This is a genomic window from Psychroserpens ponticola, from assembly GCF_023556315.2.
GTDB lineage: Bacteria > Bacteroidota > Bacteroidia > Flavobacteriales > Flavobacteriaceae > Psychroserpens > Psychroserpens ponticola.
This window is the reverse complement of the sequence record NZ_CP116221.1, coordinates 1,426,423-1,447,785: the sequence shown is the minus strand read 5'-3', so window position 1 is coordinate 1,447,785 and position 21,363 is coordinate 1,426,423. Positions and strand designations below refer to the sequence as shown.

Below are 21,363 nucleotides of genomic sequence, written 5' to 3'. Positions count from 1 at the left end.
GTCATGAAAAAAAGTATATTTATTGTCATATTCCTAATTAGTTCGACACTAATTTTCGGACAAGAAGAAAAGGCATTAGGCGTTTTTGAATCTGATACAACCTGGCTAAAAGAGATTATTGAATTTCCAATTGGTTTCGCTCCAGACATCAAATATGAAGGCTATGAAGATCTTCGATTTGCAAAAAAATGGAGAGATAAATCTCATGATGAGTTTTGGTGCTATACGTTTGCTTGGCATATTAAAAATCCTATTAAACAAAATGTAGAAATCTTAGAAACTAACATCAAATTATACTATGATGGCTTGATGGAAGCTGTCAATAAAAAGAAGGGTTATAAAGTTCCTGAAACGACTGTACTATTTATCAAAACTGATAAAAATGATCAAGACATCGATTATATAGGAAAAATACATGTTTACGATTCTTTCAACATTGAAGACATGATTACTTTAAATGTTAAAGTAAAAGTGAATCATTGTGAGAATAAGAAATCCTCAACTGTTGTCTTTCAATTATCACCACAAAATTTTAATCATGATATTTGGAAACGTTTTTATGAGGTTAAACTTAAAGCAAATTTTTGTGATTAATATAATCAGATAGTCTATTAGTAAATACATTTTGAAAAAAAAACAGCCACTAAATATTAGTAGCTGTTTATAAAATCAATTTTAATAATTCTATTTAATCCTTATATCCTCGTCCTGGAGTATAACCTGCTCCAGAAGCAATTAGTTTGGCTTCTAATTGTTTAATGTCAACATTATAAATTGTTTCAACACGTGTCTTAATTGCTCCTATTTCTCTTTTAGCTATTGCAAAACTATTCTTGTGTGTTTCTGTAGGTGCAGATGTTGAGTACTTTTGCTCATAACTAATTGTACCAATTCTATTTGCTGGTGTTTGTGGTTGACTCACATCTAAGCTTCTTTTTACAGGATCACCATATAGAGCAACATTAATAGCTTGAAGCTTATCTTCTATCGCTATTACTGAAGCTGTTAACGTTTCATATGGCTGCTCTGAACGTTTAATGGCCGTTTTTATATAACGTAACTTATTATATGTTTCACTCATAATTGTTTGCGTTGCTGCATAATCAGCTTCTAGTTGAGCGACATTTTTTTGAAAAGCGACTTTAGCTGTTCTGTCTTCTGCAGGCATAATCGTGTTTTTAAGTGCCTTAACATAAAATGTCTTTGGTGCTACTAAAGATAACATCGTACCATTTTCAAACAAATCCATTTGAACAGTATATTTTCCTGGTTCAACAAGTGTTCCTTCATCTACTGCTTCCCAAGGGTTGTAGAATGAAGATGTGCTTAAATCTATTGGGTTTGGGAGCGTGTATCTCAAATTCCAATGAAAACGTTGCACACCTTCTTTTGGTGTTTTAAATTCTTTTTTTACAACAGTTCCAGCATCATTTTTAATTGTAAATAGAAGCTGCGACTCTTCTTGATCACGTTCCGCTTTTAATTGGCTATAATTAGGATAAGGTGTGTCTTTTTTATCTTTAATAAGATTCTTTTCTTTTTCTGAACGTTTGTCTTTTAATGATTTAAAAGTGTCATTATAGTAGTAAGTAAACATCGCTTCAGGCCCTAAGTTTTCAGACGTATAAAAATTATCTCCTTGGAAAGCTTTTCCTGGTAATCCTAGCGGAGAACTTCGCTCCCAACTTAATGCTTCACGAACAGGATATAAAATTGCAGTTTCTGAAGGTTTATTGTTTTTGATAGAACGCAATGCTGAATAATCATCAAGCACATAAAACCCTCTACCAAATGTTCCTAAAACCAAATCGTTTTCACGCTCTTGAATTGCTATATCTCTTACAGCGATTGTTGGCAATCCAGCAGATAATTCTTTCCAACGTTGACCTTGATTTGGTGAGAAAAATGCACCATATTCTGTTCCGCAGAAAATTAAATTTTTATCTATATGATCTTCTTCAATCGAATACACACTTCCTTTTGGCAAATTAGAACTTATGTCTTTCCATGTTACTCCTTTATCTGAAGACTTAAAGATATAAGGTTTAAAGTCTCCATATTTATGATGGTTAAAAGCAACATACATCACATTTATATTATGCTTAGATAAATACACAGAATTTACATACGATTGATTTGGTGCTCCAGGAATATTTGAAATTTTTCGCCAAGAATTTCCGCCATTTTCAGAAATATGGACTAAACCATCATCAGTTCCAACTGCTAATAAATTTTCATCAATTGGAGATTCAGATAACGCTACAACACTTCCATATAAAGACGTTGAACCATTTTTAGCAACAGCATCAATACTAAGCACACGATCATAAACTTTTAGTGTATTTCTATCAATTTGTTGTGATAAGTCATCGCTAATAACTGTCCAACTATTTCCATAATCATCAGAACGGAATACTTTATTCGCTGCAAAATATAAGCGACCAGATTTATGCTTGCTAACAGCCAAAGGCGAATCCCAATTGAAACGATACGCATCCTCTCCTTCACGTTCTGCAGGTTGAATTCCAACAATTTCTCCACTTAATTTATCATAACGCACTAAGTAGCCATATTGCGATTGTGCATAAACAATATTTGGATTTTCAGGATCTATTTGTGATTCGAAACCATCTCCTCCATTGGTGATAAACCAATCAAAATTTGTAATTCCGTGATTAGTTAACACTCTTGAAGGTCCACCAATACTAAAATTATCTTGTGTTCCTCCATAAACATTATAAAACGGATAATCATTATCTACAGCCACTTTATAGAACTGTGTTACAGGGATGTTTTCTTTAAAATCCCAAGTTTTTGCGGCATCAAAGGTTTCGTACATACCACCATCACAACCTACTAACCAGTGCTGATTATTATTAGGATCAATCCACATACAATGATTATCGACGTGTTTAAATACTTCTCCAACACCATTAAATGTTCGTCCACCATCATGACTAACAGACATCCAAGTATCCATAGAGTAAATCGTATTTGGATCTACAGGATCTGCAATTATTTCCTGATAATAATTACCACTAGTGACGTGAGAGCTTCTTTTTTCCCAACTTGCCCCTCGATTTGTAGATGCATAAAATCCACTTTTACCATCGGCAGCTTCTACAATAGCATAAATGATTTCCGGATCAGCAGGAGAAATAGATAATCCTATTCGTCCTAATTCAACAGTTGGTAAACCTGCTTGACTTTTAGTCCACGTTTTTCCTCCATCTGTACTTTTATGTAGTCCAGAACCTGGTCCTCCACCAACATAAGTAAACACATGACGTCTACGTTGTAGCGTTGAAGCATACAACACTTCAGGATTATTTAAATCCATTACGACATCATTAACTCCAGTATGTTCATCTACAGTTAAAACGGCTTTCCAAGTTTCACCTCCATCAGTTGTTTTATACAAACCACGATCTCCACCTTTACTCCATAATGGACCAATAGCTGCAACAAAAACGATATTAGAATCGTCTGGATGCACAATAATTTTTCCAACGTGTTCAGACATTTTTAAACCCATATGCTTCCAAGTTGAACCACCATCTAAAGATTTATAAACACCATCACCAAAAGACACAGAACGCTGATTGTTATTTTCACCCGTTCCTACCCAAATGACGTTGGAATTATTAGGATCTATAGTGATGCATCCAATTGAATAAGAACCTTCGTTATCGAAGATTGGTTCAAAGGTTACACCTGAATTAACTGTTTTCCAGACACCACCAGCAGAAGCTGCTACATAATATTCAAATGGATTATTTGGATTAACAGCAACGTCAGATATACGTCCAGAGGTTAGTGATGGACCAATACTACGCCATTTTAATCCGTCAATTTTAATATCATCTAAAGGTTGTTTGTCTTCTTTTTTTGATTTTTGAGCAACTACAATTTGCAAACAAAATAAGCTACAAAGAAGGAAAATAAAGGTTGATTTTTTCATTTTAAAAATTAGTTATTAATAAGAACCTAAAGATATAAAAGTAATTTGGTTTTAAAGAAAAATGCTTCTGTTAACAAACAAAAAAGGCAACTTCATTTAGAAGTTGCCTTTTATAAAATTAATTTGTATTATATTACATTTTAACCTCTTCAGGTTGATCGTAATTAAATAGATAATCAATATCCATTTCTTGAACTTTACCTAATTTTTTCAAAGCTTCAAAGTCGATATCTTCTTTATTCCCAATGACCATTACGTTATAATTTTCTCCACTAATATTAGCGTTAAAGAAATCGCGTAAATCATCCATAGTCATATCTTTTATCTTAGCATACATCTCTTCTCTGTTGTCATTATCAATACCTAATTTCTTAAGACGTTCATAATTCCAAAACACACTAGATTTAGTGATACGCTGTGCAGCTAACTTTTTAAGCGCAGCTTCTTTTGCAGCCTTAAATTGCTCTTCGGCCTCAGGCATGTTTGTCATAAGCTCCATCATTGCTTCAACAGCTTGAGGCATTTTATTTGCCTGTGTTCCCATATAAGCCATCACATAATTATTATCTTCCTTTTTACTAGCAGTACTATAACTAGAAAAAGCAGAGTATGCTAATGATTTTGATTCTCTAATTTCCTGGAAAACAATTGATGACAATCCACTACCAAAGTAGGTATTAAATAATGTAGAAGCAGCCATATTTTCAGCTTTGAAAGGATCACCTTTTGCTAAGAATAACATTTCAGATTGCACCATATCAAAATCAACAAAATAGACATTTCCTCCAGTTTCTTTTTCAAGATAAGCCATTGCTTCAGGATATGATTTCAAATCTTCAGCCACTTTATGATTAGTATTTAATGCTGCAACAGCTGCATCGATATCTTTTCCGTAGTAAAAAACACGCTGCTCAAAGTTTTTCATTCCTTTTACAATGTCTACTAACTCCTCAGGATTCATAGCATTAAGTTCTTTTGTTTGGAAGATATTTCTCAAACGCGAGGTTTCACCATACTTCCCATAGTTCATTAGACCATTCCAAAGAATATTTCCTTTTTGCGATTTACCATCTACTCTACCTTTAGTGATTGATTCAACATATTTATCATAAGCCTCTTGGTCAGGAACTGCGTTATTCCATAAATGCTCTAACAACTCCAACCCTTTTGGAAGGTTTTCTTTTAAACCATTTAATCCAACATAAGTTGTTTCTGCTCCTGCACTCACATAATATTTAACACCTAATTTGTAGAATTCTTTTTTAAGTTCTTCGGCAGAATATTTATCTGTTCCTAAGTACTCCATATATCCAGCAGCAAGTCCTAACTTTTTATCATTATCACTTCCCATATCAAAAATGATATTCATATCGAATAAATCGTTCAATTCATTATCGATATAAGATACCTTAATACCATTATCCATTTTAGCTTCTTTGATTGCTTTCTTATAATCGACAAATTTTGGTTGTAAAGGTTCAGATTCCAGTTTATTAAAATCTTTCATGTACTGAGAACTTTTATCTCTATTCACGTTAACTGGAGTAATTCCAGGATTAGCTACTTTTACAATTGACGCATCTTCACCTTGACGTTTATAGGTCACCACATAATTATCTTTATAGAATCTGTTTGCGAAATCCATAACCTCTTGCTTGGTCACTTTTTTCAAATCGTCTAAAAATTTAACTTTATTAGTCCAATCTTCGTGATGAATAAATGCGTTATAATACATCGATGCTAATGCAGTACTATTTTCATATTGTTGCGTTTGATTTAATTTTAAATCGTTGACAACAGCATCAATCATCCAATCTTCAAACTCACCTTTCTTTAGCTTTTCTATTTGCTCTAATAATAAATCTTTAACTTCATCAAGTGACTGTCCTTCTTTTGGAGAACCGCTAAATGAATGGTATCCATAATCATTTAAAAACGTAGGAGAACAACCAGCATATTGTACAGCTTGTTTTTGATTCAAATTTAAATCTATTAAACCAGCATTTCCGTTAGCCAAAATCATATCAGCAACAGTCATTAATTTTTCTTCTTCTGTATTAACACCTTTAGATCTAAATGCAATAGATACACTCTCAGCAGTTGGACCAAATACTTCATTTACCACTGGAGATGTAATTGGTTCTTCTTTAGGAAGTGTAGGATGTACAACCTCTTTCTTTTCTAGTTTTCCAAAAGTATCATTCACTTTTTTAATTGTTGTATCAAAATCTAAATCACCAACTAGAACCATTGCCATATTATTTGGCACATAATACTTATTGAAATAGTTATTGATGTCTACCAAAGAAGGATTTTTTAAATGCTCAGCAACACCAATTGTAGATTGTTGTCCGTAAGGATGATTAGGAAAAAGTCCTTTTAACATTGCAGCATAACGCTTTCTACCATCACTATCTTGACCTCTATTGAACTCTTCAAAAACAGCTTCTAATTCTGTATGGAATAAACGCAATACTAATTCTCCAAAACGCTCACTCTCTAAAGCTAACCATTTATCGAGTTCGTTTGCAGGTATTTTATTTTTATAAATTGTCTCTTCAAACCAAGTATGTGCATTCGTACCTGTAGCTCCAAGAGAACTTGTCATTTTATCGTATTCGTTAGCAACGCTGTAATTGGAAGCTTCAAGAGAAACCTCATCAATTTTTTTATAAATCTCTAACTTTTTAGCAGGATCAGCTTCTGCTCTATGCTCTTCATATAAATCTGAAATTTGATCAAGATATTCTTTTTCCTTTTCCCAGTCTATCGTTCCAACTTTACTTGTTCCTTTAAACACCATATGTTCTAGATAGTGTGCTAAACCTGTAGACTCTTTTGGATCATAATTTGAACCAGCTCTTACAGCTATATACGTTTGTATTTTTGGTTCATCACTATTCTTGCTTAAATAGACTTTAAGACCATTGTCTAATGTATATAAACGTAAACCTGTTGGATCGTTCGCTACAGTTTCATAAGAAAAACCACTAGCATCTTTTTGAGATTCGACAGCATAAGCCAAATCTTTGTTACTGTTCTCTGTTTTACAACTGTAAGCAAATGCTACAAATGCAATCAAAGTAACTAATTTGATGTACTTCATTTGATTGTGATAATGTTAGATTAGTTTAAATAAAAAATTCCGTTAGCTAAGTTAAAGCTAACGGAATGATAACGTGATGTTTTTATATATATTTTAACAGTAGGTTAACTAATAACTTCTGCTACTTTTTTTCCAATTTCTGCAGGTGAATCAACAACGTGGATTCCACATTCTCTCATAATTGCTTTTTTAGCTTGAGCTGTATCATCACTACCTCCAACAATTGCTCCAGCATGACCCATTGTACGACCAGCAGGTGCAGTTTCACCAGCAATAAATCCAACTATTGGTTTTTTACTTCCACTATTTTGATACCATTTAGCAGCATCAGCTTCTAATTGACCACCAATCTCACCAATCATGACAACACATTCGGTTTCTGGATCATTAATTAATAATTCAACAGCTTCTTTAGTCGTAGTTCCAATGATAGGGTCACCACCAATACCTATAGCTGTTGTAATTCCTAAACCTTGTTTAACAACTTGATCAGCAGCTTCATAAGTTAAAGTTCCTGACTTAGACACAACACCAACTTTTCCTTTTTTAAAGACGAAGCCTGGCATGATACCTACTTTTGCTTCTCCTGGTGTGATAACACCTGGACAATTAGGACCAATTAAGCGACAATCTCTACCTTTTATGTAGTCTGAAGCCTTAATCATGTCTGCAACTGGAATACCTTCAGTAATAGTAATGATTACTTTAATTCCTGCTTCAGCAGCCTCCATAATTGCATCAGCTGCGAATGCTGGTGGAACAAAAATAATAGTAGTATCAGCTCCTACTTTATCAACAGCTTCTTGTACTGTATTAAAAACAGGTTTATTTAGATGTGTTTGACCTCCTTTTCCTGGAGTAACACCACCAACAACATTGGTTCCATAATCAATCATTTGACCAGCATGAAAAGTACCTTCACTTCCAGTAAAACCTTGAACTATTATTTTTGAATCTTTATTAACTAAAACGCTCATTTGTGTTTGATTTTTTAATTGAATTTTAAATTACTAATTCGTTTAGCAAAAGTAAGTTTTTGATACTGATTTTTAAATTTTTTTAAACTTTTATTTCAGCATAAGAATTTAAACTCTCAGGACTGACATCTGCTAGTTGACTTATTTCAAAACCTGTATGCATTTTACCATCTTTAACTTCCCAAATTGTAATAAAATGTGCTAAAGCATCTTCTTTTTCAGGACGTTCAATAACTGTTGCATATATTGTATATCTGGTCGTTATGATATTTTCATCTTCTAAAAGGTGACTCACTCTAAATTTAAAAGAATGATATGATTTTCTTACGCCTTCTAGCATCTCTTTGATTCCTTGATAATCAAGTTGTGTATAACCTTTACTACTATTCCATTTTAATTCACAATCTTCATGGAAGAAATCCATGATATTGTTATCTTTTGCTAAATCTAACTGATAAAAATTTTTAATTAGGTCTTTTGGACTCATTTTAATTTTTTTAATTCTTCTAAAATTCTTGGAATTTGCTTAATTGAAGCTAATCGTTTTAATTCTTGTCTTGCTTCCAGTATTGGAGTTCCCCAATATGCTTTACCTCCTTCAATAGACTTAGTAACACCAGCTTGCGCTTGAACCACAGCTTTAGCTCCAATGGTAATTCCACTAGCTGTACCAACTTGTCCCCAAATTGTAACTTCATCCTCAATAACGACACAACCAGCTATTCCGGTTTGCGATGCTATCAAACATTTTTTTCCAATAATCGTATCATGACCAACTTGAATTTGGTTATCTAACTTAGAACCATCACCAATTGTTGTATCTCCAGTAACTCCTTTATCAATTGTACAACACGCTCCAATATCTACATGGTCTCCAATAACCACACGTCCACCTGACAATAATTGATCATATCCATCTGGGCGTTTTTTATAGTAAAATCCATTAGCGCCTAGAACAGTTCCTGAATGAATAGTTACATTATTACCAATAATTGTATCGTCATAAATACTAACATTAGCATGTATGATGCAATTATCACCAATTTCCACATTATTACCAACAAACGCATTTGGTTGAATAACAGTATTCACTCCGATTTTTGCTAATGGAGAAATAGTTGCTGTAGTAGGCTGAAATGGTTTAAAGTATTGAGTAAGTTTATTAAAATCTCTAAAAGGATCATCACTAATAAGCAATGCTTTTCCTTCAGGACATTTAACTTGTTTGTTAATTAAGACAATTGTAGCTGCAGATTCTAAAGCCTTGTCGTAGTATTTAGGATGATCTACAAAAACGATATCTCCAGATTCTACGACGTGAATTTCATTCATTCCATTAACAGGAAAATCATCTGCTCCTACATAGTCTGTAGAAATAATAGCTGCAATATCTTTGAGTGAATATGGTTTAGGAAACTTCATTACTCCTTGATACGTTCTTTATACGTTCCTTTCTCAGTTTCTACTTTAATCTTGTCACCTTCGTTAATAAATAAAGGCACATTAACTTCAGCACCTGTTTCTACTGTTGCAGGTTTCGTTGCATTAGTAGCAGTATTTCCTTTAACACCAGGTTCGGTTGCTGTAACTTCTAAAATTACCGTTGCAGGCATATCAACCGAAAGTGGCATATTATCCTCTGTATTAATAAGTATCGTTACTATTTCTCCTTCCTTCATTAAATCTGATCGATCTAATGCAGCTTCTAACAATCGAATTTGAGTATAATCAACTTCATTCATAAAATGATAGAATTCACCATCATTATATAAGTATTGAAATTTATGAGTTTCAACACGAACATCTTCAATTTTATGTCCTGCTGAAAATGTATTATCCAACACTTTTCCAGTAGTAACACTTTTCATTTTTGTTCTTACAAAAGCTGGTCCTTTACCTGGTTTAACGTGAAGAAATTCAATGATTTTATAGATATCATTGTTATATTTTATACACAATCCGTTTCTTATATCTGAAGTACTTGCCATTCTTTTATTGTTTTGTTGTTGATTTGTTAATTATTGAGATGTTTGTTCAAATTTCAAATGATAGTCACAACTCAAAACCAAACTTATCTATTATTTTTTTTATATCTACTTACACATAAGCATTTTACTGCTTTTATATAAAGTTTTAAATTAATTTGATTTAAAATACCCTTTCATGATTCCACGATGAGAATTCTTGATAAATTGAAGAATTTCATCACGTTCAGTTGTGGCTTCCATTTCTGCTTCAATTAAATCTGAAGCTTGGGTATTATTATAATTTTTTTGATAGAGCATTCTATAAATATCTTGAATCTCTCTAATTTTTTCAGTAGAAAAACCACGACGACGCAATCCAACAGAATTAATTCCTACATATGATAATGGTTCACGACCAGCTTTAACAAAAGGAGGAACATCTTTTCTTACCAAAGAACCTCCAGTTACAAATGCGTGATTACCGATAGAACAAAACTGATGAACAGCTGTCATACCTGCTAAGACAACAAAGTCTCCAACATTTATATGACCAGCTAGTGTACTATTATTAGAAAAGATACAATTGTTACCAACGATACAATCATGTGCAACATGGCAATATGCCATAATTAAACAATTATCTCCAATAACAGTTTTCATTCTATCAGTAGTTCCTCTGTTAATGGTTACACATTCTCTAATGGTCACATTGTTACCTATAATCGTTAATGTGTCTTCATCATTATATTTTAAATCCTGAGGAACTGCCGAAATAACCGAACCAGGAAATATATTACAATTTTTCCCAATGCGTGCACCTTCCATAATGGTAACATTACTTCCAATCCATGTACCTTCACCGATAGTAACATTACTATATATAGTTGTAAAAGGCTCGATGACTACATTCTTAGCTATTTTTGCTCCAGGATGTACGTATGCTAAAGGTTGGTTCATTTTTATAATATTATTTTAAATAAAGCTAAAAAAAGGGGTTGCTTTGAGTATTAATTTTTCTTTTTATGATTTAATTACGTTCAGTTTATTTTATTTAACTTTTGAAATTTGTGCCATTAATTCTGCTTCAGCACATAGTTTCCCATTGGCATAAGCGTATCCTTGCATATGACAAATACCTCTTCTTATAGGTGTTATTAAATCACATTTAAATATAAGTGTATCACCAGGAACAACTTTTTGTTTGAATTTAACTTTATCAATTTTCATAAAGAACGTTAGATAATTCTCTGGATCTGGAACTGTACTTAGTACCAAAATACCTCCTGTTTGAGCCATCGCTTCAACAATAAGAACTCCAGGCATTACAGGAGCTCCCGGAAAATGGCCTTTAAAGAATTCTTCGTTCATGGTCACATTCTTCATTCCAATCACGTGAGAATCTGAAAGCTCAAAAACTTTATCAAGCAGCAAAAATGGTTGTCTATGTGGCAACATGTCCATGATTTGAATAATATCCATTAATGGCTCTTGATTCAAATCAATTTGAGGAACATTATTACGACGTTCGTTCTTAATTATTTTAGAAATTTTCTTAGCAAACTGTGTATTTATAAAATGTCCTGGTTTGTTTGCAATAACTTTTCCTTTAATTCTTGTACCAACTAAAGCGAGATCTCCAACGACATCTAATAACTTGTGTCTTGCTGCTTCGTTTGGATGGTGAAGTGTCAGATTATCTAAAATCCCATTAGGTTTAATAGCAATCGAATCTTTTTTGAATGCTATTTTCAGTTTTTCCATAGTTTCAGTAGACAATTCCTTATCTACATAAACAATTGCATTATTAAGATCACCTCCTTTAATTAACCCGTTTTCTAATAAGGTTTCCAGCTCATGTAAGAAACTAAATGTTCTAGAATCTGAAATATTTTTCTTAAAATCTGAAATATGATTTAGAGTTGCATTTTGGGTTCCTAAAACTTTAGTTCCAAAATCGACCATTGCAGTAATTTGGTATTCTTTAGCAGGCATGACAATAATTTCGCTACCTGATTCTTCATCAGAATATGATATAACATCTGATACGACGTATTCTTCTCTAAAGTCATCTTGTTCAGTAATACCAGCTTTTTCAATGGCTTCAACAAAAAACTTTGAAGAACCATCCATAATTGGAGGCTCTGATGCATTAAGCTCAATAATTGCATTATCAATATCTAAACCGACTAATGCTGCTAATACATGTTCTGAAGTTTGAATAGTTACACCATTTTTTTCTAAGCATGTTCCACGTTGCGTATTGGTTACATAATTGGCATCAGCTTCAATAACTGGAGATCCTTCGAGATCAATTCTCTTAAAAGAAAATCCATTATTTGCTGGTGCAGGACAAAACGTAAGCATTACATCTTTACCAGTATGTAATCCAACTCCACTGAGAGAGATTTCTTTTTCTATTGTCCTTTGTTTGACGTCTGTTTTAATTATTGGCATCTACTTTCTTTTCTAAATCATTTATTGTTTTAACAATCTTAGGTAAGTTTTTAAAATACACATAAGATTTATTCCAATCTCCATAATTGAATGATGGTGAACCTTGAAGAACTTCATTGTCCTTTACATGACGTCCAATACCAGATTGAGCTTGAACTTTAACATTATTTCCAATAGTAATATGACCAGCAATTCCTACTTGACCTCCTATTTGGCAATTCTCACCAATTTTTGAAGAACCTGCAATACCAGTTTGTGCAGCAATAACCGTGTTTTTACCTATTTCAACATTATGTGCTATTTGAATTTGGTTATCTAGTTTAACACCTTTTCTTATAATTGTCGAGCCTAATGTTGCTCTATCTATTGTAGTTGCTGCTCCAATATCTACATAATCTTCTATAATCACATTCCCAATTTGAGGAACTTTGCTATACTCTCCATTTTCATCTGGCACAAAACCAAAACCATCTGCTCCAATAATTGCTCCAGAATTAATAACACAATTATTTCCAATAATTGATTCAGAATATATTTTTGCTCCTGAAAAAACAATAGTATCATTACCAATTGTCACATTATCACCTATATAAGTATTCGGGAAAATTTTTACATTATTCCCTATTCGAACGTTATCGCCTAAATACGTAAAGGCTCCAACATAAACATCAGTTCCCAAAGTAGCAGATTCTGATATAAACGATGGTTGTTCTATACCTTGCTTATTAAGTTTAACTTGATTATAGTATTCTAAAAGTTTAGAAAATGATTTATAAGCATCTTCAACTTTTATTAATGTAGTACTAATATCATGTTCAGGCTTAAATGTTTTATTAACAATTGTAATAGAAGCTTTAGTAGAATAAATGTATGATGTGTACTTAGGATTGGCAAGAAAGGTTAAAGAGCCTTTAATACCTTCTTCTATCTTAGAAAGCTTAGAAACTTCAATATCAGGATTACCTTCAATGTCGCCTTCTAAGATTCCAGCTATTTGTTGTGCTGTAAACTTCATTCTCGCAAAAATAGAAAAAATGTATCACATATTTATATTAGAATTTGAGTTGTTTATTATATCGATAGAAAAAGGAATCCTAAAATTGTTATTAACATTAATTTCTGTAGCTATTACAATTCATAAAAAAAGGCTGTTTTAGAATGTTCTAATCAGAAAAATTAAGCCTTTGGATAACAGATATAGTACTTAGTGACAGGCTTCGACAGTGCTTTTATATTAAACTGATCAGAAGCTTTGGCAATATCTACGACCTTTCCAGATTTTTGAAGAATCTTAATGGTTTGTAGTTTAGATTGATACGCCTGATTTGAAATGCTATCGATAAACACAAAATATTGTGCTTCTTCTTCAGTAATATTATACTTTTCAATTAATTCTTGAAGATGATTCTCTAAAAGTTTTGGCTTTATTGGCTTATTTTTTAGTTTGATTTTTAAGAGGTTTCTATTAATTATCATTTCACATAAATGACTGAGTACAAAATCATCATGATATTGCCAATCTTTCATTGCTGCAATAATATCTGTATCATCAAGCTTTGAAAAGGTTTCTAAAGTTTCATCATCAAAGTTTTCTAAAGACACTTCATTGTTTAAAAAATAATGCAATGCGTTACTTGAAGGAAGCACAATTCCTAAATTAGATAGTTCTTTTGCACGTTTTAAAACCCGTGTTAATAATTGCTCAGCAACTAAACCTGTTTTATGAAGATACACTTGCCAATACATAAAACGTCTAGCCACTAGAAATTTTTCAACACTGTAAATTCCTTTTTCTTCAACCACTAACCTATCGTTTTCTACATTAAGCATAGTAATTAAACGTTCACTATTTACATTACCTTCAGCAACTCCAGTATAAAAACTATCGCGTTTTAAATAATCTGCACGATCCATATCTAACTGACTAGAAATTAACTCACATAAAAATGGTCGTTCATAATCACCTTTAAAAATTTTAATCGCAAGCGTTAAACTTCCGTTAAATTCTTTATTGAGTTTTTCCATAAATAACAATGAAATCTCTTCATGAGAAACACCATTTACGATACTATGTTCCATGGCATGAGAAAAAGGCCCATGACCAATGTCGTGTAATAAAATGGCAGAATACAAAGCTTGTTCCTCTTCATTAGAAACCGTAACTCCCTTAAAACGAAGCACATTAATAGCTTTTTGCATTAAATGCATACAACCTATAGCGTGATGAAAACGTGTATGATTAGCACCAGGATACACTAAATATGACAAACCCATTTGAGTAATTCGACGTAGCCTCTGAAAGTATTTATGCTCAATTAAATCGAAAATTTGAGAACTGGGAATTGTAATAAATCCGTAAATTGGGTCGTTAAAGATTTTAAGTTTGTTACTTGCCATCAAACATTAAAGTTTACATTAATATTAAACAAATATACATGAACACTATAAATATTCTTTGGGTTGACGATGAAATCGATCTTTTAAAACCTCATATTCTTTTCCTAGAACAAAAACAATATAACGTCACGACTTGTCAGAGTGGCACTGAAGCTCTTGAAATTATAGATGACACCAATTTTGATATTGTGTTTTTAGATGAAAACATGCCAGGTTTAACAGGGTTAGAAACCCTAAATGAAATTAAAGAAAAGCGTGCAAATCTTCCTGTTGTTATGATTACAAAAAGTGAGGAAGAATATATTATGGAAGAAGCTATTGGTAATAAAATTGCCGATTACCTTATAAAACCTGTAAATCCGAACCAAATTTTATTGAGTTTAAAAAAGAATTTAGATCACTCAAGACTCGTTTCAGAAAAGACAACTTCTAATTATCAGCAAGAGTTTAGAAAAATTGCTATGGATTTGTCTATGGTGAATTCATATGAAGAATGGAGTGATTTATACCAGAAACTGGTGTACTGGGAATTAAGATTAGAAGACATTGAGGATGTTGGTATGACTGAAATTCTAGAATCTCAGAAAAATGAAGCCAATCATCAATTCGGAAAGTTCATCGAAAAGAACTATAAAGATTGGTTTGATCACAAAAATGATGCTCCAACTTTATCTCACACCTTATTTAAAGATAAAGTTGTACCAGAATTAAGTGATAACCAACCAACACTTCTAGTTGTGATTGATAATTTGCGATATGACCAATGGAAAGCTTTCGAGCCAATAGTGAACAATTATTATAAGAAAACTTCTGAAGCTCCTTTTTACAGCATTTTACCAACTGCAACTCAATACGCAAGAAATGCCATTTTCTCAGGATTAATGCCAAGTGATATGGAACGTCTACACCCAAAACTTTGGAAAAATGATACAGATGAAGGAGGGAAAAACCTTTATGAAAATGATTTTTTACAAGGGCAATTAAAACGTTTAGGGCTTCAGAATTTAAAAACTTCTTATCATAAAATCACAAATCTTAAAGCTGGAAAAAAACTAGTAGAAAACTTTAAAAGCCTAAAAGACAATGATCTTTCTGTAATTGTTTACAATTTTGTAGATATGTTATCACACTCTAAAACTGAAATGGACGTTGTTAAAGAATTAGCATCTAATGACAAAGCATATCGTTCATTAACAGTGAGTTGGTTTAAAAACTCCCCATTACTTGAAATGATTCAGCAAGCACAACAACTCGGATTCAAATTAATCTTAACAACAGATCATGGCACGATTAACGTAAAGAACCCTTCAAAAGTTATTGGTGATCGTGATACAAGTTTAAATTTACGTTACAAAACAGGACGAAGTTTAACTTATGAAGATAAGGAAGTTTTAGCAGAACAAGATCCTAAAAGCATTGGTTTACCTAGCATTACGATGAGTAGTTCTTTCATTTTTGCAAAAAGCGATCACTTTTTGGCTTATCCAAATAACTACAATCATTATGTAAGTTATTATAGAAATACCTACCAACATGGAGGTGTTTCTTTAGAAGAAATGATCATCCCTTTTGTGGTGATGAATCCAAAGTAAAAAAATCCACGTAATGCAAATAAATCCGTTGAAATACACTTTTTTCTAGTTTTTTTCAATATTTATACGTATTATTGCCAATATAAATTTACTTAAACCATACTTTGAGTAAAATATTTAGCATATAAACTGTGGAAATAGATTATAACATAACTGAGTTAGAGTCAGTAACGACTAAGCTTTTAGAGCAAATCAATTCTAGAATTGTATTGTTTCATGGCGAAATGGGTGTTGGAAAAACAACACTCATCAAAGCTATGGTTAAATCATTAGGAAGTACTGATGATGTGACGAGTCCAACATTTTCAATAGTTAACGAATATGAGTCTAAAAACGGAAGCATTTTTCATTTTGATATGTATCGCATAGAAGATGAGATGGAAGCCTTAAATTTTGGTTTTGAAGACTATTTCAATAATGACAACAATTGGTTATTTATAGAATGGCCAGAAAAGGTATCAAACTTACTTCCAGAAGATGTATGTGAGATAACCATAAAAGATAATAATAAGATCTCAAGAACCCTCAAATTGAGCCAAAACGAATTATTAACAAAAAAACCTGCTTATGAGCTCTGCTAAATGCAGAAATAAATAACCCACTTTACACCGCATATTTACTGGCAAGTACGGAAAAACCGTAACCATAAGGCGATTAATCGAACTGTTTTTAACACTCGTTTAACTGTTCAAAACTGCTATCTTGAAGTATCTTTGAACTATTAATTAATTAATCCCTTATATTATGAAAACAAAAAAGTATGTATTAGCCATTGCGATTATTGGTGGATTTGCGTTCACAGCACAAGCAACTGATTTAATCAATTTAGATGGACAAGTTAAAACTGAAATTGCAAAAAAAGCTAAAACGATTCCAAGTAACGGGTAAGACCGATACTAAATCTATTTTAGTAGGGAGTATAATCGCCACTTTTATTGGTATTACTCCGTATTTATTTTACTTATATGAAAGTGTCCCTCAAACTCAAGTTTGGGACACTTTCTTGTTTACATACGATAGTAAAAGTTGGGGAGATGCTAATTTTGCAATATGGGTTTTAGTAAATAAACTAATCCCTTTATCTCTTCTTTTCATATGGTTCTTTACTAATCGGCATTGGTGGTACCATGCGCTTTTAGTTCCGATTGCTATGTATGTATTTCAAATTATTGGTATGTTCAATGATAATATTGGATTTATAGATAAATTTGAATTGATTTATTTAGTACCAGTAATGGCAATTGTTATACCATCAATTTATTTGTTAAGAGCAAGAATGTTTAATCAAATTAATGATGCGGATAAAACCATGCAAGAACTCGAAGAAGAGTTTATGATTAAGCCTACCTCTTTTATGGGAAAAATAAAACAGTATTTCTAAAAAAAATAAATTATATAAAAAAAACACAGCTCTAATTTAGCTGTGTTTTTTATTATAATCAATTCAGTTCATTTGATAATAAATATCATAACGTAGAAAAAAAACTACACAAATATAATATATCAGATAAAAAAATTACATTTGTAAAAATTATAGTTTATAATTTACTCTATATTAATCCCTATATAACAATGAGTAAAACAGTACATCGTATTATTGATCTAATTTCAGAATTGAAATTAAGTGCTCGACAATTTGATATTTCTATTGGTACAGCCAATGGTTATATTTTACGAATGCAAAAAAACAACGCTTCTGTAGGAAGTGATGTGATAGAACGTATCGTCAAAGAATATCCTCAAGTCAATCTTGTTTGGCTTATTACAGGTAAAGGCGACATGTTTATTAGTGAACAACAAAAGCCTAAAGTAAGAACCAATCGAGAAATTGAAGCTTATATCGATAATAAATTGAAATCTAAATGGTCTGACGAAAAGAAAGCACTTTTAGATGAGATATTAAAAGAGATTGAAGATTTAAAGAAATAGAATTATATAGTGATTTTATCTCTTAAGGCTATTAATTTTTTTAAATATTCCTTTTTCTGCATACTATTTTTATTATTAAGCAAAACTATTAATTCTTTTTTCACTGATTTATAATTTTTAGAATCAAACTTTGCTATTTTGAGAAGTTGAATGTTTATTTCATTATTTACTGTTTTAGTAAATGGTCTTGAATGTTTATAATAGCCTATTGTTTTTGATATCAATAATATAAAAATTAAATAAGGAATTGAAAATAGTAAAGTAACTGAAAATTCAGGTATATAATCAACGTTAAATTCTAATATTTTCATTAAAGAATATAATTTATAAATTTCAGCTGTCATTGGAATAAACAAAATGTATCTCCAAATATTTTTACAAGTAAAAAACCAAATAGAAAGCATAGATAAAGTGAATATTTTCAAAGAAATAAACCAAACAAAATATTTGGCGCTATTATAATAATCTCCAAAATCTATTGTAAACAGACTATTACTCCAAACCTGAGTTTGAGGAGCTATCTTATGTGCAAAAAAAACAAATGGCAAAAGAATTATAACAAATAATATAATTAAATCTTTTTTAAGGTTTTTGATAATAAAAAAATTATTTAATGTTCGCATATCTCATAATTTATAAAACTGATTTCTAATATCTATAAGCTTTTTCACATATGTTTCTTTATCACTATTAAAATAAGCCTTTTTAGCATTTATAGTTTCTATCTTTAACTTTTCTAGTTCATTATAATTTTCTTTATTTAGATTATAAAAGACATCATCTATCTCTTCATCTAGATTATTGCGAACCTCACTATAAAGTCTATACTTATTAATTTTCAAAGAAAACAAAAGCAGTATTATAATAAGAGGTATTGTAAAAGGTAGACTTATTATAAACTCAATTTCATCGAACATGGTATTATTTGAATTAAATATACTTGCAAGTTTGAATAACTCGATTATGATTATGATTAAAATAACAGGTCTCCACCAGTGTCTACATGTCAAATACCAAGTAATTGAGAAAACCAAAATTAATACTTTCATCTTTGAAAAAAAGATTAAATCTGAAATATCTAAAAACCCAAAACTATCAATCTCAAATCCTAAAAACATAAAAGTTTTCACACCTTCCAAATCTAAATACTTATCTCCAAAATAAAGCAATGTCACCGAAACAATCAAAATCGAAATCAGCACATCCTTTAACTTAAAATCTTTCATATACCTATAAATATAGAAAATTATCTACATCTAATATATAAATTTTTATGTTAACTATTACAATTATTATTTGTAATTTGAATTTTCAATTCAAAGCTAAATGAGTAAATCAAGATCTCCTTTTACCAAAGCACAATTACTTCCACAGGAAGAAACCCTAGAAATCTTAAAACAAAAAGGCAGTTTATTTATTGGTATCCCTAAAGAAACTTACTTTCAAGAAAAACGTGTTTGCCTCACTCCTGATGCAGTTTCTGCATTAGTTGCCAACGGAAATCGCGTTATGATTGAATCTGGAGCTGGAAAAGGCGCTAATTTTAAAGATAAAACCTATAGCGAAGCTGGAGCTGAAGTCACTAAAGATACAGCTAAGGTATTTTCATGCCCTATAATCCTAAAGGTAGAACCTCCTTCTTTAGACGAAATAAAACTCATTAATCCGCAGACCATACTTATTTCTGCATTGCAACTTAAAACACAGCATAAAAAATATTTCGAAGCTTTAGCATCAAAACGCATTACAGCTTTGGCTTTCGAATTTATAAAAGATGAAGATGGAGCCTATCCTGCAGTGCGCTCATTAAGTGAAATTGCTGGTACAGCTTCTATTTTAATTGCTTCAGAACTACTTTCAAACGTTAATGGTGGTAATGGTTTAATGTTTGGCAACATAAGTGGTGTTCCACCTGTTGAAGTCGTTATAATTGGTGCAGGTACAGTTGGTGAATTTGCCGCACGTTCTGCAATTGGCTTAGGCGCAAATGTAAAAGTATTTGACAATTCAATTACAAAATTACGCTGCCTCCAATCTAGTTTAGGACGCACCATTTACACCTCTACATTACAACCTAAGAATTTAATTAAAGCCTTAAAACGTTGTGATGTAGCTATTGGAGCAGTTAGAGGAAAAAATAGATCTCCTGTAATCGTTACTGAGCCTATGGTAGATACCATGAAAAATGGAGCAGTAATTATCGATGTGAGTATTGATATGGGTGGATGTTTTGAAACTAGCGAAGTTACCAACCACGATAAACCAACTTTTGAATATAATGGCGTGACACATTATTGTGTTCCAAATATTCCTGCACGTTATTCAAGATCAGCTTCTGTGTCTATTAGTAATATTTTTACACCTTATTTACTTAAAATTGCTGAAGATGGAGGAATTGAAAATGCCATCCGATTTGATCGTGGTTTAAAAAATGGGTTGTACTTTTACCACGGAATTTTAACTAACAAATCTGTTGCAGATTGGTTTGATCTAGACTGTAGCGATGTTAACTTGTTAATCTTCTAATAAATACAGAACATTTAAGCTTCATTTATGAAATTAATACACCGAATTGGCTACTACTTAGGTGGCTTCTCAATTGGACTTGTTGTACTTGCTTTTTTTTTAAGCGGAAAAAAAACGTCATGCGATTATGGTCCTGATGCAAGAACCATAAAAAATATAATGATAAAAAAGAGAACCTATACTGATGTTGCAAAAGTAGCTATGACTAATTATAGCATAGATACATTGATGATCTCTAATCTTATCAAAACTGGTGACGTTAACTTTTCAAAAAGTGAAACTAAAGCCGAAGGTTGTAAAACTTATCTTATCGAAAACTCTTTTGAAGATAAAGACGTAGAATTACGCATTAAGAATTGTGATTCTACAGCGACTGTTTTAACTCTTAAATTTGTAGAGAGCTATTAATTAATGATAGTTTAAATTAAAAATACCAATAGATACTAAAAAGATC

General features: G+C 31.7%; 20 protein-coding genes. 8 read left to right on the top strand and 12 right to left on the bottom strand.

The genetic code is table 11. From position 1 onward, the window contains the following. Window positions 1-3: 3 nt before the first annotated feature. Window positions 4-594, top strand: a complete 591-nt coding sequence (locus tag MUN68_RS06425; protein ID WP_249994101.1) for a hypothetical protein — start codon at window positions 4-6, stop codon at window positions 592-594. A gap of 94 nt (window positions 595-688) precedes the next feature. Here the strand turns inward: MUN68_RS06425 and MUN68_RS06420 are convergent, their stop codons facing one another. The 10 genes from MUN68_RS06420 to MUN68_RS06375 form a co-directional block, all read right to left on the bottom strand. Further along, window positions 689-3,961, bottom strand: a complete 3,273-nt coding sequence (locus tag MUN68_RS06420) for a WD40/YVTN/BNR-like repeat-containing protein (RefSeq protein WP_249994099.1) — start codon at window positions 3,959-3,961, stop codon at window positions 689-691. A gap of 133 nt (window positions 3,962-4,094) precedes the next feature. Continuing rightward, on the bottom strand, window positions 4,095-7,067 hold the full coding sequence (locus tag MUN68_RS06415; RefSeq protein WP_249994097.1) for a M16 family metallopeptidase: 2,973 nt from the start codon (window positions 7,065-7,067) through the stop codon (window positions 4,095-4,097). Between the two features lie 104 nt (window positions 7,068-7,171). Further along, complete coding sequence (gene sucD / locus MUN68_RS06410; protein WP_249994095.1) at window positions 7,172-8,044, bottom strand: succinate--CoA ligase subunit alpha; 873 nt, start codon at window positions 8,042-8,044, stop codon at window positions 7,172-7,174. 82 nt (window positions 8,045-8,126) lie between these two features. Beyond that, window positions 8,127-8,531, bottom strand: a complete 405-nt coding sequence (locus MUN68_RS06405) for a nuclear transport factor 2 family protein (RefSeq protein ID WP_249994094.1) — start codon at window positions 8,529-8,531, stop codon at window positions 8,127-8,129. Then, the gene (locus MUN68_RS06400; RefSeq protein WP_249994092.1) at window positions 8,528-9,466 is read right to left on the bottom strand and encodes a UDP-3-O-(3-hydroxymyristoyl)glucosamine N-acyltransferase; all 939 of its coding nucleotides are present in this window, start codon (window positions 9,464-9,466) and stop codon (window positions 8,528-8,530) included. The genes MUN68_RS06405 and MUN68_RS06400 overlap by 4 nt, the downstream gene beginning before the upstream one ends. Next, window positions 9,466-10,032 carry an elongation factor P gene (gene efp, locus MUN68_RS06395; RefSeq protein ID WP_249994090.1) on the bottom strand — a complete coding sequence of 189 codons (567 nt, stop codon included), beginning with the start codon at window positions 10,030-10,032 and terminating at the stop codon, window positions 9,466-9,468. The genes MUN68_RS06400 and efp overlap by 1 nt, the downstream gene beginning before the upstream one ends. A 150-nt stretch (window positions 10,033-10,182) precedes the next feature. Further along, window positions 10,183-10,968, bottom strand: coding sequence for an acyl-ACP--UDP-N-acetylglucosamine O-acyltransferase (gene lpxA / locus MUN68_RS06390; RefSeq protein ID WP_249994088.1), 786 nt, complete (start codon window positions 10,966-10,968; stop codon window positions 10,183-10,185). A 90-nt stretch (window positions 10,969-11,058) separates the two neighbouring features. Further along, complete coding sequence (locus MUN68_RS06385; RefSeq protein ID WP_249994086.1) at window positions 11,059-12,465, bottom strand: bifunctional UDP-3-O-[3-hydroxymyristoyl] N-acetylglucosamine deacetylase/3-hydroxyacyl-ACP dehydratase; 1,407 nt, start codon at window positions 12,463-12,465, stop codon at window positions 11,059-11,061. Next, a complete protein-coding gene (gene lpxD, locus MUN68_RS06380; RefSeq protein WP_249994084.1) occupies window positions 12,452-13,480 on the bottom strand; it encodes a UDP-3-O-(3-hydroxymyristoyl)glucosamine N-acyltransferase in 1,029 nt (342 codons plus the stop codon). Before lpxD ends, MUN68_RS06385 begins: the two co-directional genes overlap by 14 nt. A 161-nt stretch (window positions 13,481-13,641) precedes the next feature. Continuing rightward, a complete protein-coding gene (locus MUN68_RS06375) occupies window positions 13,642-14,865 on the bottom strand; it encodes an HD domain-containing protein (RefSeq protein ID WP_249994082.1) in 1,224 nt (407 codons plus the stop codon). Between the two features lie 35 nt (window positions 14,866-14,900). On the opposite strand from MUN68_RS06375, the gene porX reads away from it, so the two are divergent. From porX to MUN68_RS06350, 5 genes are all read left to right on the top strand, one after another. Continuing rightward, the gene (gene porX, locus MUN68_RS06370) at window positions 14,901-16,454 is read left to right on the top strand and encodes a T9SS response regulator signal transducer PorX (RefSeq protein ID WP_249994080.1); all 1,554 of its coding nucleotides are present in this window, start codon (window positions 14,901-14,903) and stop codon (window positions 16,452-16,454) included. A 131-nt stretch (window positions 16,455-16,585) separates the two neighbouring features. Further along, a complete protein-coding gene (tsaE, locus tag MUN68_RS06365; protein WP_249994078.1) occupies window positions 16,586-17,035 on the top strand; it encodes a tRNA (adenosine(37)-N6)-threonylcarbamoyltransferase complex ATPase subunit type 1 TsaE in 450 nt (149 codons plus the stop codon). Between the two features lie 163 nt (window positions 17,036-17,198). After that, window positions 17,199-17,342, top strand: a complete 144-nt coding sequence (locus MUN68_RS06360; protein WP_249994074.1) for a hypothetical protein — start codon at window positions 17,199-17,201, stop codon at window positions 17,340-17,342. Between the two features lie 115 nt (window positions 17,343-17,457). Next, the gene (locus tag MUN68_RS06355; protein WP_249994073.1) at window positions 17,458-17,835 is read left to right on the top strand and encodes a hypothetical protein; all 378 of its coding nucleotides are present in this window, start codon (window positions 17,458-17,460) and stop codon (window positions 17,833-17,835) included. Between the two features lie 191 nt (window positions 17,836-18,026). After that, a complete protein-coding gene (locus MUN68_RS06350; RefSeq protein WP_249994072.1) occupies window positions 18,027-18,383 on the top strand; it encodes a hypothetical protein in 357 nt (118 codons plus the stop codon). 2 nt (window positions 18,384-18,385) lie between these two features. Here MUN68_RS06350 and MUN68_RS06345 read toward each other — a convergent pair whose 3' ends face one another. Both MUN68_RS06345 and MUN68_RS06340 read right to left on the bottom strand, forming a co-directional pair. After that, window positions 18,386-18,694: a hypothetical protein gene (locus tag MUN68_RS06345; protein WP_249994071.1), complete on the bottom strand. Its 309-nt coding sequence runs from the start codon at window positions 18,692-18,694 to the stop codon at window positions 18,386-18,388. 315 nt (window positions 18,695-19,009) lie between these two features. Beyond that, the gene (locus tag MUN68_RS06340) at window positions 19,010-19,609 is read right to left on the bottom strand and encodes a hypothetical protein (protein ID WP_249994070.1); all 600 of its coding nucleotides are present in this window, start codon (window positions 19,607-19,609) and stop codon (window positions 19,010-19,012) included. Window positions 19,610-19,709: 100 nt separating this feature from the next. On the opposite strand from MUN68_RS06340, the gene MUN68_RS06335 reads away from it, so the two are divergent. Then, the gene (locus tag MUN68_RS06335) at window positions 19,710-20,909 is read left to right on the top strand and encodes an alanine dehydrogenase (protein ID WP_249994068.1); all 1,200 of its coding nucleotides are present in this window, start codon (window positions 19,710-19,712) and stop codon (window positions 20,907-20,909) included. A gap of 27 nt (window positions 20,910-20,936) precedes the next feature. Continuing rightward, on the top strand, window positions 20,937-21,317 hold the full coding sequence (locus MUN68_RS06330) for a hypothetical protein (RefSeq protein WP_249994067.1): 381 nt from the start codon (window positions 20,937-20,939) through the stop codon (window positions 21,315-21,317). Window positions 21,318-21,363: the final 46 nt, after the last annotated feature.

Bases quoted from the DNA above. Each gene is read 5' to 3' on its own strand.
- MUN68_RS06425 (WP_249994101.1), top strand. From the start codon at position 4: ATGAAAAAAAGTATATTTATTGTCATATTCCTAATTAGTTCGACACTA.
- sucD (WP_249994095.1), bottom strand. From the start codon at position 8,044: ATGAGCGTTTTAGTTAATAAAGATTCAAAAATAATAGTTCAAGGTTTT.
- MUN68_RS06385 (WP_249994086.1), bottom strand. From the start codon at position 12,465: ATGCCAATAATTAAAACAGACGTCAAACAAAGGACAATAGAAAAAGAA.
- lpxA (WP_249994088.1), bottom strand. From the start codon at position 10,968: ATGAACCAACCTTTAGCATACGTACATCCTGGAGCAAAAATAGCTAAG.
- MUN68_RS06335 (WP_249994068.1), top strand. From the start codon at position 19,710: ATGAGTAAATCAAGATCTCCTTTTACCAAAGCACAATTACTTCCACAG.
- MUN68_RS06345 (WP_249994071.1), bottom strand. From the start codon at position 18,694: ATGAAAATATTAGAATTTAACGTTGATTATATACCTGAATTTTCAGTT.
- MUN68_RS06420 (WP_249994099.1), bottom strand. From the start codon at position 3,961: ATGAAAAAATCAACCTTTATTTTCCTTCTTTGTAGCTTATTTTGTTTG.
- MUN68_RS06330 (WP_249994067.1), top strand. From the start codon at position 20,937: ATGAAATTAATACACCGAATTGGCTACTACTTAGGTGGCTTCTCAATT.
- MUN68_RS06360 (WP_249994074.1), top strand. From the start codon at position 17,199: ATGAAAACAAAAAAGTATGTATTAGCCATTGCGATTATTGGTGGATTT.
- MUN68_RS06405 (WP_249994094.1), bottom strand. From the start codon at position 8,531: ATGAGTCCAAAAGACCTAATTAAAAATTTTTATCAGTTAGATTTAGCA.
- MUN68_RS06415 (WP_249994097.1), bottom strand. From the start codon at position 7,067: ATGAAGTACATCAAATTAGTTACTTTGATTGCATTTGTAGCATTTGCT.
- MUN68_RS06350 (WP_249994072.1), top strand. From the start codon at position 18,027: ATGAGTAAAACAGTACATCGTATTATTGATCTAATTTCAGAATTGAAA.
- lpxD (WP_249994084.1), bottom strand. From the start codon at position 13,480: ATGAAGTTTACAGCACAACAAATAGCTGGAATCTTAGAAGGCGACATT.
- MUN68_RS06400 (WP_249994092.1), bottom strand. From the start codon at position 9,466: ATGAAGTTTCCTAAACCATATTCACTCAAAGATATTGCAGCTATTATT.
- MUN68_RS06340 (WP_249994070.1), bottom strand. From the start codon at position 19,609: ATGAAAGATTTTAAGTTAAAGGATGTGCTGATTTCGATTTTGATTGTT.
- efp (WP_249994090.1), bottom strand. From the start codon at position 10,032: ATGGCAAGTACTTCAGATATAAGAAACGGATTGTGTATAAAATATAAC.
- porX (WP_249994080.1), top strand. From the start codon at position 14,901: ATGAACACTATAAATATTCTTTGGGTTGACGATGAAATCGATCTTTTA.